Origin of the sequence: Salinilacustrithrix flava (assembly GCF_041228405.1) — a bacterium.
GTDB lineage: Bacteria > Actinomycetota > Acidimicrobiia > Acidimicrobiales > Salinilacustritrichaceae > Salinilacustrithrix > Salinilacustrithrix flava.
The window spans coordinates 269,316-280,077 of the sequence record NZ_CP133888.1; the positions used below are offsets into that span (position 1 = coordinate 269,316).

Genomic DNA, 10,762 nt, shown 5'->3' on the forward strand with positions numbered 1-10,762 from the left:
CACATGAAGCGACACAAGCCGTACCGGGCACTGCTGCTGATGCTCTCAGTTGCCGTGCTCGTGGTTCTCTTTCCGACCGCACAGCCAGCATCGGCGAGCGGATCCACGTTCGTCGACCGGCAAGACGATGTCGCCTACTACGACTGGGTCGCTGACGAGGTCTATCTGAACCAGGACTGGGACGAGGTCGACATTGCCCAGGTCGACGTCACCACGACAGCCAGCGCCGTCCAGGTGTCCACCCGGATCGTTGACCTGCAGCCGCAGTGGTGGGACACGGCACAGGTCTCCTACGAAGTGAACGGCGATGGTTCTGAGGACTTCCAGTTGAACGCCTACCGGGACGGATCCTGGGAGCTGAAAAAGGTGCAGGGCTACAACGACCCGGGATACGCGATCGCCTGCGGCGGAGTCGGAGTGTCGGTCGACTACACCAACAGCCGGATCACGACCCTGGTCCCCCGGAGCTGTCTGGCCAACACCGACAGTGTGGCCGTCCAGAGCAGCTTGTACGACGACGAGAACCTCTCGTGCTGTAACGACTGGGTCCTGGACCTCTATCCCGACGTGCCCGGCGAGTACTCCTCGAGAGTTCCCTACGACGGGGCGACCCAAGGACCGGCGCCGTCGCCGTCGTACGATCCCAATGGCCCGACCGGCACCATCTACCGGCTCTACCGGGCGTACTTCCTGCGCGAGCCGGACAGGTCCGGCTACGACTACTGGTTCGGCGTCTACCGGAACGGCTACCCACTCGACAAGATCTCCAACGACTTCGCCCGCTCAGCAGAGTTCCAGTCCCGGTACGGAAGCCTGGACAACGCACAGTTCCTCGAGCGGGTGTATCAAAACGTGCTCGGCCGGTCCCCGGATGCTCAGGGATACGCCTACTGGACCGACCAGATGAACCGGGGCATGCTCCGCGGGTTCGTGATGATCTACTTCTCTGACTCCGAAGAGTTCCGCTCGAAGACAGCAGCAGGACGTCCCCCGGGTTACTAGCCGCGACCAGTCGGGGATGGCGTACGAGAACCACGAGAGGTCGCCGTCCCCGCACGGTCTGGTTGGAGCAACGCTGACCCGCACAACGAAGCACTGGCCGGCTCCGAGCATTCGCAACTCGACATGGCGTGACCCTCGTAGCCGTTCAGGTTCCGTGCCAGTGAAGGTGGACCCGCTCGGGCTGGAACCCGCCACCCCGCACGGGAGCCGGTGCAACCACTGCTCTGTCCAGGAACGCCTCGAGCAGCGCTCGTTGCGCAGACCTGGTCAGCTCGTCCCATCGACGGTCGAGTTCCCGACCGCTGGCTCCGGGAGGAATGTCGGGATGGATGTTCCACCGGTCTGCCCGGTCGTCATCATCGGACAACAACGTCTGACGGGTGGCGTAGAACTCCGCACGCGACAGCGCACCAGCGACGAAGTACGCCCGGTTCAACTCACGCAGCCGACCCGTTGGATCGCTCGGCTCTGCACGCTGCCGCCTCATCGACCGCCGACGCAGACGATCCCGTACCGCCCTCACAAGCAGGTCCTCGACCAGCGGACGAGAGATGCTGATGCGATCACACCCCTGCCCGTAAGGCGAACCGGCGCACTTGTAGATGAGTGACTTCTTGCTCGACATCGCCGCCGTCAGGTGCTGACCACACAAGCCGCACCGCAACAGTCCCTGCAGCAGACTCCGGGACGGGCGAGCTCGCTTCGGGGTGTCGTCGAGAATGTGGCGTACGAGTTCATGGGTGTTCCGGTCCAAGATCGCTGGAAAGCAGTCACGGGCGACCACGTCACCGCGGTAGCTGCGGTCCCCGACCATCCGGGCCGACAGCAACGAAGACCGCATCCCAGTGTGAGTCCACGGGACGCCACAACTTCCGACCACCCCCCGTGCCCGGAAGTCCCGGGCGATAGCGACTACCCCTTCGCCATGGATGATGCGCTGGGCCGCCTCCCGGAGCAGCACCGCTTCCCCCTCGATGACCTCGGACCGGTCCCGACTGTGCCCGAAGGGGCGCACACCCCCTTCATGAGGCAGACCTCGCGTCGCCTTCTCCCGGAACCGTGCGGCGAGACGCTCACCCTTCACGGTCGACTCGACCGAGGCGAACGTGAGCAGCACCCGCACGATGGCCAGTCCGATCGGGGTCGTCGTGTCCACCGGCTCGGTAACCGACGCCAAGGCGACCCGGTGGTCCTCACATACTGACCAGACCCGCTCGAAGTCCCGGCTCCGCCGGGTGAGGCGGTCAAGCTTCCACACGACCAAGACGTCGACGCCTCCCCGAGTCAGCTCCGCCAGCATCGCCTCGAACCCCGGCCGCAGCACACCACTGCGGTACGCGGAGCGGTCAACGTCCCGGAAGACGGCGTGCTCGTCCCACTCCCGGCTCGACAGATAGGACCGACAGTTCGCGATCTGACGCGGTGTCGACGTTTCCGACGACCGGTCCGCTGCGCGACTCACCCGCGCATAGATCACCGCACGCACCCATCGCACGATCCCCCCGATACACGTCGAGGGCAAACATGAAGCTCATCCCGATGGGTCGGCGTCCACCGAGAATCCTCGGTGAACAGCTACTGCTGGTCGCCAGCGTCATCCTTGTCGGCGCCATCGGGATACAGATGCTTCAACTCACCAGGCTGGACCCGGTTCGCCTCCACGAACTCCTCCACATCCGACGCCTTCAACCGGATGACCCGACCGAACCGATACGCAGGCAAGTCCCCGTGGTCGATGAAGCGGTACAAGGTCCGGGGTGTGATCCCGAGGGCTTTGGCAGCATCCGCTGTCGACATCCATTCCGTGGTGCTTGGCACGGCGCGCTCCCACAAGTCAGGCGGCTCGCGCAATCATGCCATGGCAAGCCGTCTCATAGTATTTCATGCACCCATGAGCGCAACGCGATCCATCACCTGCACTGCGCACGAAGTCTCCAATCCATGCGCTGGCGTAATGGGAGCACTGCACGGCCATCGTTCGCTGCTGCGCGTTGATCAGTCTCCGACGTACTTCCAGTCAGGTTCCCACACGACCGCGTGGGCCTCAGGCGTGACAGGCGTGGCCTCGTTGGCGTTACCGCTGAGGTCGATGCTGAAGGCGGCCGTGGCTCCGGGGGCGATGTTTTCGACGAAACCGAACGCTCCGCTAATGATGGAGCCGTCGGCCCCCCGGGTGAATGCGGTCACCATGATGGACTCCAGGTGCTCGTTGTATGGGTTGGTGACCTCGCCAACGACTTGCGTCAGGTAGCCGTAGCGGCTGTTGTCGAGCAACGCCACGTTGGATACCGATGGTGTCCGGAATCGTCCTGGATCCGTCAGGACGCAGTGGTGATCGGAGCCGGGACGGGTCTCGAGCGTGGCCGCCCGGGACCCAACGCTGATCTGACCGCTGAATGCCACGGTGTGACCCGGGGGAACTGATCCGGCGAATTCGCTCGACGTGTTGAGCACGTTTCCCGCCTCATCCCGGGCCACAACTTCCACGTCGACCCCGTCGCAGATCCTGTCGGGCGACGGTTGCCTGACGAACCCGCCGAAGTGCAGGTAGTAGGTCCCGTCGAAGGAGTCACTGTGAACCCAACCGACATCAGAGATCTCGATCGGCTCGACGGTGTACTCAGGTGCCGTCGGCGCGGTCTCCATCTGTGGCGTGGGGTCGCTGCCGGCGCCGTCATCGGGAGCGCCGAACACGTCTTCATAGGCTGGGTCGTCGGGCGAGATGCCGTCCGCCCCCGCCTCTGCCATGGCCTCCAACTCCTCGGGGGTCACGTCAGCGCCAGCGCCCAGACTCGTTGTGAAGGTCAGTGCTGCATCGTCATCGGCACCATTGCCTCCCAGTAGGACAACCGCCCCGACGACGAGGACTACGACGATGCCCGCAGCGGCGATGACCACGCCCTTCGCTGAGCGACGTCCTGGCCCGGCACTCGCAACCGCTATCTCGTTGAGCTCCTGCTCAGAACCCGCGGCCTGTTGACTCGCGCTCGACCCTGCTTCGAAAGGTTGCGTGCGGGCGACGTTCTCATGCGATTGACGCTCCACTGCTCCCGGGTCGTCGACGAGCTGGTGGGCATCTTCCAGATGCACCTTGAACTCTCTGTCCGACGCCATGTCGCGTCGACACAGCGGGCATGTGATCGCCACGGGATTCTCTCCATCCGCCAACTTGTCGAAGCCGCTCTTCGGCCCCCCAAAGTAGTCAGGCATCGCACACGACCTACGCGCCGAGTCGCGCACCGCCGTCTACGGCACTACAGCAAGCGCTGCGCTGCGCCCGCTGCGGACACTCGGCAGATGGTGCCCGGAGCGTTCACAACCCGGCGAAGATCCTCGTCGAGCTCGGACCTGGAACAGACGCGAAGCCACTCCACAGGTCGAACGTGTCGGAGTTTCGGCTCAGGTTCGTCGGATCGGTACTCGTAGTCACCCGCGATGCGTGCGATTGCTACTCGCCGAGCAGACAGGGGCACCAGCACGAGATCGCCGATCGACATCTCCCTTCTGAAGTACCGCCAGTAGGTGACGAACATGCCGATGGCCTGGGGCGTACGTCCTGGGAGCGCCTCCGACAAGTTGCGGGCAAGCGCTTCGGCCCCTGGCCAATGCGTGACGTCGCCGATTTCATCGGCGCTCATGGAGATGATCAGACGATCGAGCCAAGCCATCTCCAGTTCCGGGTCATCCCACGCCCGGAGGCGCCAAGTGCCGACGGGGTTCTCTGTCGCGAGCGCCTCCGGGAGCACTCCCACCTTCGGAACAGTCGTGGACACGGGTTGTGTATTTGGAGCATTTCTGTTCGCCCCAGGGAGCACCAGCTCCACCTCGTGGTCACCGATCGCTACAGCCAGGCCCACGTGCCACGGCTCATCGTTCAGTTCTGCCAGCGCGGCCACATAGCGACGGACCGTCGACAGTCGGGGATCTGCCGCGTTCTCTGTCTTGAGCACTGCTGGCTGCGAGGTCCCAAGTCGCCGAGCTAGCTCGGCTTGCGAGCAACCGAGTTCTTCGCGCAGCTCACGAAGTGAATACTGCCGAGTCGTCGTTGCGCCGGACTTCCGCCTCCGAAGCTTCATGGGTGGATCCGAACATAACCAGGAAGCGATGTCAACTACATAGCCGATTAGTTATGTCGAGGTAGCGGTATCCGAACGCTCGCAGGTGCGGGATCGACGGTCGGCACTCGTGTTCAGACCAGCGGATGGATCTGCCGGCGTAGTCAGTGACGTGGGCTTTCCTGCGTTGAGGGTGAATCACTCGCGGTGGGTTGTTGCGCTGCGGAGGACGGCTCAGGTGAGTCCGGCGAGCCCGTCGAGCTGGCCTTCGACGACCACTCGCACGGTCCCGAACGCAGTCCGCAACCGCGAGCCCGTGTCGATGAACCAGGCGATGTAGTTGTCCCAGTCGTCGACGTCGCTGATCTCGCACCCGTCCTGATAGGTCGCGATTCGCGCGGCTCGGCGGCCTTCGATCGGGTCGAACTCGAGCGCCTCTCCGAAACGTTCTTCAAGTGTTGACCGTTGCCCTACCAACAGCTCGAACAGCACGCCGTTTGCGTCCGCGTCGCCGCCGTCGATGTAGAGCTCATGGCGGAGCCGCTTGCCGGATGCGAACGACGGATTGAGGTTTGTGCCTGTGAACGGGCCAGCGAAGTTCATCCAGTTCGCAGGTTGAGGAGTGCGCCGACCCCAGCTGAGGTCTGCCTCGGCCAGTGCATCGAGATAGAGCGCCCAGAACTCCCTGTACTGCTCTGCCCGTTCAGTTGTCGCTCCGGCACGGGTGGCGGAACGGATTCGCTTCTGCCAGTCGTTCGGCTTGGCCACGACGTCGAAGTACGGCGCCGGGTCCGAGTCGCCGATCCGAGCCACGTTCACCTGCACGGCGAAGAAGTGCGTGCCTTGGCCTGTCTGCTCGTTTAACCAGTCGAGGGCCTGACGGTGCTCTTCCCTGAAGCTGGTCGCAACCCACACGATCGTCGCTGCGCCCGTGCCGGCGGCGTAAGTGAGCAGTTGCCCAAGATGTGTGTGGTCAGTGGCCTCGAGTTGGTTTTCGACCATCAGCACCGCGTCGTTGGTCAGGTCGTGCCCGATGAGGTCGAGCGAGAAGCCGCCCACCGGGTGCTCCGCGCCCGACAGCTCCAGGTCGATGCCCAGCGCGTCCGCGAGCCGATCGCCGTTTGCCAACAGCCACGGGGTGAAGTCCCGCGCTTCGCTCTGCCACACGGCACGGGGATCGACGGGTTCTAGACGGCCTAACTGCATCCCGTGAACGTACGCCGCCGAAGCGTCCACGGGCCGTTGCACTCAGTCCGAAGCGTTCAGCTGAGCTTATAGACGTCGCGCGAGTTCCGGGAACCTCCGGCGGCCGGGGTGTCTCGACTCGCGCTCGGCGGAAGGAAGTGATGGCTGACGCAAAGAATCTAGGGAGGTGCGACAGAACGTCCCCCGGCCGGCGCGCTCCTCGGCTCCTCTAGGGAAGATCTGGTGACCACTGTCGACCGCAGGATTCCACGCCGGAACGACTCCGGCGAGGGCGTCATCTCGACCGTCCTTGCCGTGCTGATCATGGCGCTGCTCGGCGTCGCCATGTGGCTGACCTTCGAGAACATCTGGAGCGACACCGCCGATAGCACTGAGGACCAGGCCGAGATCATCGACTCGGACACCAACACCGACGGAACAGGGTGACTCTGCGCGCCGCATTTTCCTGACTCGTCGTGCGGGCCTGACCACGTCTCAGTCTGAAATCGTCGCCTGCGAGGTACGCACCGCGACCAGCGTTCGACTCTGCGAGGCATGGGGGGCGCCTCATCCAGCAGTACCGCTCCCAGCAGGGTTGCACCCTGTTCGGGCAGGCCTTCGACATCCACTCCCCCACCAGCCGGCGCAACTGCGCGACCTGGCTGCACCGTCACGTCGAGGGCATCAACTCCCTCGCTGCAGCGGAGGACGAGGAGGAGTGAACGATGCCTCCCCTTCACCTACGTCAACCCGGAGGTGCGGTACTTCTCGCCCCGGACCCTCTTGCAGCCGGTGACGGCTGACGAGCTGTTCAGCTTCGACCCGGTCCAGCTCGCGGCAGGACCGTCGATGAAGCTGGACACCCCCTCCACACCGACTGGCAACTCCCCAACGGCCTCGAGATCGTGGCGTCGGCGGTGGGACCCACGTTCACTACGGTCACGCTGCTCGCCACGAAGTTCCTCACGGTTCGTGGCTCGGACTTCGAGCCAGTGAACTTCGAGCGGTACCGGGACTCGGTCATCGCCTTCGAGGAGTACGGCGAGAAGGCCATCTCGAGCTGGGAGGGATCCCGTGGCTGAGATCCGCGCAGGCGGCAAGCCCAACCCCCGGCAGGGCCTGAACATGGACGGCACCCCGAAGACGTCGATCACTCTCTCGAGGGGCTGCTCCTCCTGAGCTACTGACGACTGGGCCGGCACCGCTCGTCGCGTCCTAGAAGAGACACTCCCCTCTTGACGGAGAGCCATTCCCCTCAGCAGTTCATCGCCTCTCCCCGATTGTCTCCGGTGCCGAGGTGATGCCGCCCACGCTCCAGACGACATGCGCCGAGGTCACGAACCGATTCGGCTCCTCGCAGAGGGTCGGGAACGCCTACTACTCGTTTCTTCGGGAGCTGTACGTGGTCGCACTCCTGCGAGATCGCGGCGTCGACGCTCGGTTCCACCCGCTCGCCGACGCGCTATTTCGAGTGGACCTCTGGGTTGACCGGACAAACGTCAGCTTGTTCATCGGGAACAACCTGTTCCGGTCATCGACGACAGGCTGCAAGGATCGTCCGGAACTCTTCCTGGCAGATGCGAGCCCGCCGTTTCAACATGAGTCGATCCAGCTGCCGGTCCAACACCGGTTCGGTGTTGTGCACCTGCCCGAGGTTGATGCCGTTCGAGAGTTGGCGTCCCGGCTTCCATCTAGACCGACGGCCTAAGGAGACGCCGGGCAGCGCTCTGCGGCTGCAGAAAGTCGTCGTTGCGTCGCATCACCTCCCGGCGGGCCGCTGCGAGGAGTCTCTAGGACTCCGCTCGCACGAGCTGCTCGATTCGCCCGGCAGCTTCGGAGGGGTTTTCGTGTTCCCACACCCTGACAACACGCCAGCCCTCCTCTGAGAGCCGCTTCACGGTATCGGCGTCCCTGTCCACGTTTCCCTGAAGCTTCGCCTCCCACCAATCGGCGTTTGTCTTCGGGAAGGTGGCGTGCTGGGGACACCGATGCCAGAAGCAGCCATCAACGAACACGGCGACCTTGGCCCTGGTGAAGATGATGTCGGCGGTGCGGCGCAGTCCCGGCAGGGGACGCTGATGCAGCCGAAACCGAAGGCCTCGTCGATGAAGTTCTGAGCGCAACAGGCGCTCAGGCGACGTGTCACGGGTCGCTTGCCGGCTCATCCGGTCACCAACAGACATCGGGGTCCCAGCGTACGGTGCCCGATGACTGGGTGGACCAGCTCGGAGGACGAGGATCAGTGACACAGATCGGTGGGTTGACCGCAGCCCAGTTCCGTCGGAAGCGGAACGCTTACCGGGTGTGGGCCCAGCCGATGGGCACGCAGCGCACGCCGAAGCCACTGCGCATGTCGAAGCCGACCTTTCCCGACCACGTAGTCACGTCCGCTTCTCCGACGGCGGCCGTAGCGCCCGTCGCCTCTTGGCTGCTCGCCCAACCGAGTGTCCATGAGCGCTTCCGATGGGTACTGAGGGACTCGGTAGACCAGTTGCTCGACGGACAGCACACGGGTCGCTGGAACTACCTACATCTCTCTAAGACGGAGAAGACCCATCTCGGCACGATCATCGAGATCTCCCTGACGAAGGAGTTCGAGATCCCTGATGGTCACGAGCTCGACTGGCGGATCGCCGGCATCGAGGTCGACTGCAAGTTCTCGAAGGACTACGGCAAGTGGGAGATTCCGAGGGAGATGTACCTGTCTACGACTCCCGCACAACGCTCGGGCACTGCCGACCACGTCGCACTGCTTGTGTGGCTCGATGATGACCGGAGCCGGTGGGCGGCGGGGTTGCTGCAGATCACCGACGCTCTGCTGTCGGGAAGTGCCAATGGAGACGCCAAGCGGAAGTTGAACGACACGGGTCTGAAGCAGATCCACTGGCTCTGGGGCGGGCGCCAGGACGACCTGCCACCCAACCAGCTACTCCACATGTCCGACGCTGCCCGCCAACGTGTATTTGGGGCGAGCTCCACTAGCGGTCAGCGGCGCATCAACGTCCTACTCCGGGAGTTCAATCAGCAGCTCGTTCACCGCTCGACGGTGCTAACCGTGGCGCAGCAGGACGATGGGATGAAGCGCCCTCGAGATGCTCGCCTCCCCCGCCATCTCGGGGCAGAAGGGTTCCTTGTGCTGGGGCATCAAGATGCGCACCCGTACATCGCAGCGCTGCTCGGGCTACCGGTTCCTACCAAGGGTGAATTCGTGCCCGTCCGGGTAACTCAGGTGCCCAAGACCGACCAACGACCGAAGGTCCACATCAGCGGAGGATGGTGGGCGGCGGCTGGTCCGGCGGACCCCTCCGGTCCTGCGCCTCGACTGCCCAAGAGCGCCCCCTCTGGAGACTGGTTGACCTACTTGAAGGCGTGAGCGTGGACGTACTCGGCGATGGCCTTGCCGAGCAGCGGCGGTACGGCGTTACCGATCTGGCGGGCGATTTGAATCTTGGTGCCTTCGAAGACGTACGAGTCCGGAAAGCTCTGGAGCCTCGCTGCTTCCCGGTGACTGATCACACGGTTCGCAGTCGGGTGCAGGTAACGGCCCTTCTCTGGCTTGAAGAACTCGGTACGGATCGTCGGGCTTGGCTTCTCCCACCACATCCGGCCCATGACGTCCGTTGTTCCCGTGGGCTTGTTGAGCCAGCATGCGGGAGTGATGTCTGGCCGCAGCGCCATCAGGTCGAAGCGGTTCCCGCCGGGCGGGATCGTGCGATAGCGCTCCATCGAGATCGCCGTCGGCCGGCGGCCGAAGTGCAGATGCTGGGCCCCGTCGTCAGAGATGCACGGGTCAAAACCCTTGGTACGAGACGGGAGATCTCCGATCGCCTTCTTGACCGTCACGTGCGGCGCACCTGTGGCGGACTCGGCCCCGTGCGTCGGAGGGGGAGGCCAGGGAAGAGGCTCTGAGTCCCGGACAGCGACCATGATCCCACGACGACGATTCTGAGGAACCCCGTAGTCAGCAGCGTTGAGCACGCCGTAGGCGGCGTGTCGGTACGGACGCAGGTCGTCATCCTCCTGGAGGAGACGTAGGAGTTCTGCGAATTGCGCTGACCGTTGGAACTCAGGGACGTTCTCGATAACGAACGCCTTGGGGCGCAGCGTGCGGACGGCATCGAGGTAGTGCTTCCAGAGTCCGTTGAGTTGTGCACGGCTCTCATCATCCCGGTCGCGGCCGAGGGGACTGAAGCCCTGGCAGGGAGGACCTCCGATCATGAGCTCCGCCTCGGGGTAGTGCGGGCCGTACTCGATGTCATCCGCGAACACCTCGCAACCAAAGTTGCGGCGGAACGTCGCTGCAGCTGCGCTGTCGTGCTCGACGGCGTACACCGGCGTGAAACCAAGGTCTGCCAAGTGGAAGCCAAGACTCAGACCGCCGGCGCCTGCGAAGAGGTCGACCGTGCGGATGTCCCTCCCCAGCTCCTTCATCGTCATGAAACTACACCCCTGTGATATGTACGTTGCGGATCGAGGTACTCGATAGGTGTGACGGAACTCGGTCCGCTGGGTGGCCCTGC

The 10,762-nt window shown here is 64.1% G+C and carries 12 protein-coding genes; 5 read left to right on the forward strand and 7 right to left on the reverse strand.

The features are described 5' to 3' along the window. Positions 1 to 3 precede the first annotated feature (3 nt). The gene (locus tag RGQ06_RS01330) at positions 4 to 1,002 is read left to right on the forward strand and encodes a DUF4214 domain-containing protein (protein WP_432428420.1); all 999 of its coding nucleotides are present in this window, start codon (positions 4 to 6) and stop codon (positions 1,000 to 1,002) included. Positions 1,003 to 1,147: 145 nt separating this feature from the next. Here RGQ06_RS01330 and RGQ06_RS01335 read toward each other — a convergent pair whose 3' ends face one another. The 5 genes from RGQ06_RS01335 to RGQ06_RS01355 form a co-directional block, all read right to left on the reverse strand. Next, positions 1,148 to 2,488, reverse strand: a complete 1,341-nt coding sequence (locus RGQ06_RS01335) for a recombinase family protein (RefSeq protein ID WP_432428421.1) — start codon at positions 2,486 to 2,488, stop codon at positions 1,148 to 1,150. Between the two features lie 89 nt (positions 2,489 to 2,577). Beyond that, positions 2,578 to 2,820 (reverse strand): helix-turn-helix domain-containing protein, encoded by a 243-nt coding sequence (locus RGQ06_RS01340; protein ID WP_432428422.1) that lies wholly within the window; start codon positions 2,818 to 2,820, stop codon positions 2,578 to 2,580. A gap of 177 nt (positions 2,821 to 2,997) precedes the next feature. Beyond that, complete coding sequence (locus RGQ06_RS01345; RefSeq protein ID WP_432428423.1) at positions 2,998 to 4,212, reverse strand: hypothetical protein; 1,215 nt, start codon at positions 4,210 to 4,212, stop codon at positions 2,998 to 3,000. Positions 4,213 to 4,256: 44 nt separating this feature from the next. Beyond that, the gene (locus tag RGQ06_RS01350) at positions 4,257 to 5,078 is read right to left on the reverse strand and encodes a helix-turn-helix domain-containing protein (RefSeq protein ID WP_432428424.1); all 822 of its coding nucleotides are present in this window, start codon (positions 5,076 to 5,078) and stop codon (positions 4,257 to 4,259) included. A 213-nt stretch (positions 5,079 to 5,291) separates the two neighbouring features. Continuing rightward, positions 5,292 to 6,263 carry a DUF4268 domain-containing protein gene (locus RGQ06_RS01355; protein ID WP_432428425.1) on the reverse strand — a complete coding sequence of 324 codons (972 nt, stop codon included), beginning with the start codon at positions 6,261 to 6,263 and terminating at the stop codon, positions 5,292 to 5,294. A gap of 222 nt (positions 6,264 to 6,485) precedes the next feature. On the opposite strand from RGQ06_RS01355, the gene RGQ06_RS01360 reads away from it, so the two are divergent. The 3 genes from RGQ06_RS01360 to RGQ06_RS01370 all read left to right on the forward strand — a co-directional run bounded on the left by RGQ06_RS01360 (position 6,486) and on the right by RGQ06_RS01370 (position 7,950). Further along, positions 6,486 to 6,689: a hypothetical protein gene (locus RGQ06_RS01360; RefSeq protein ID WP_432428426.1), complete on the forward strand. Its 204-nt coding sequence runs from the start codon at positions 6,486 to 6,488 to the stop codon at positions 6,687 to 6,689. A gap of 470 nt (positions 6,690 to 7,159) precedes the next feature. Continuing rightward, the gene (locus tag RGQ06_RS01365) at positions 7,160 to 7,324 is read left to right on the forward strand and encodes a hypothetical protein (protein ID WP_432428427.1); all 165 of its coding nucleotides are present in this window, start codon (positions 7,160 to 7,162) and stop codon (positions 7,322 to 7,324) included. A 215-nt stretch (positions 7,325 to 7,539) separates the two neighbouring features. After that, positions 7,540 to 7,950, forward strand: a complete 411-nt coding sequence (locus RGQ06_RS01370) for a hypothetical protein (protein WP_432428428.1) — start codon at positions 7,540 to 7,542, stop codon at positions 7,948 to 7,950. Between the two features lie 82 nt (positions 7,951 to 8,032). Here RGQ06_RS01370 and RGQ06_RS01375 read toward each other — a convergent pair whose 3' ends face one another. Then, complete coding sequence (locus RGQ06_RS01375; RefSeq protein WP_432428429.1) at positions 8,033 to 8,425, reverse strand: very short patch repair endonuclease; 393 nt, start codon at positions 8,423 to 8,425, stop codon at positions 8,033 to 8,035. 134 nt (positions 8,426 to 8,559) lie between these two features. Here RGQ06_RS01375 and RGQ06_RS01380 point away from each other — a divergent pair, with 134 nt between their 5' ends. Next, positions 8,560 to 9,615 carry a NaeI family type II restriction endonuclease gene (locus RGQ06_RS01380; protein ID WP_432428430.1) on the forward strand — a complete coding sequence of 352 codons (1,056 nt, stop codon included), beginning with the start codon at positions 8,560 to 8,562 and terminating at the stop codon, positions 9,613 to 9,615. Here the strand turns inward: RGQ06_RS01380 and RGQ06_RS01385 are convergent. Continuing rightward, entirely contained in the window at positions 9,600 to 10,679 is a 1,080-nt protein-coding gene (locus RGQ06_RS01385) for a DNA cytosine methyltransferase (RefSeq protein WP_432428431.1), read from the reverse strand. The genes RGQ06_RS01380 and RGQ06_RS01385 overlap by 16 nt on opposite strands. Between the last annotated feature and the right edge of the window lie 83 nt (positions 10,680 to 10,762).

What these genes read in the sequence shown, in the direction of transcription:
- RGQ06_RS01330 (WP_432428420.1), top strand. Translation starts at nt 4, where the DNA reads ATGAAGCGACACAAGCCGTACCGGGCACTGCTGCTGATGCTCTCAGTT.
- RGQ06_RS01345 (WP_432428423.1), bottom strand. Translation starts at nt 4,212, where the DNA reads ATGCCTGACTACTTTGGGGGGCCGAAGAGCGGCTTCGACAAGTTGGCG.
- RGQ06_RS01350 (WP_432428424.1), bottom strand. Translation starts at nt 5,078, where the DNA reads ATGAAGCTTCGGAGGCGGAAGTCCGGCGCAACGACGACTCGGCAGTAT.
- RGQ06_RS01355 (WP_432428425.1), bottom strand. Translation starts at nt 6,263, where the DNA reads ATGCAGTTAGGCCGTCTAGAACCCGTCGATCCCCGTGCCGTGTGGCAG.
- RGQ06_RS01375 (WP_432428429.1), bottom strand. Translation starts at nt 8,425, where the DNA reads ATGTCTGTTGGTGACCGGATGAGCCGGCAAGCGACCCGTGACACGTCG.
- RGQ06_RS01380 (WP_432428430.1), top strand. Translation starts at nt 8,560, where the DNA reads ATGGGCACGCAGCGCACGCCGAAGCCACTGCGCATGTCGAAGCCGACC.
- RGQ06_RS01385 (WP_432428431.1), bottom strand. Translation starts at nt 10,679, where the DNA reads ATGACGATGAAGGAGCTGGGGAGGGACATCCGCACGGTCGACCTCTTC.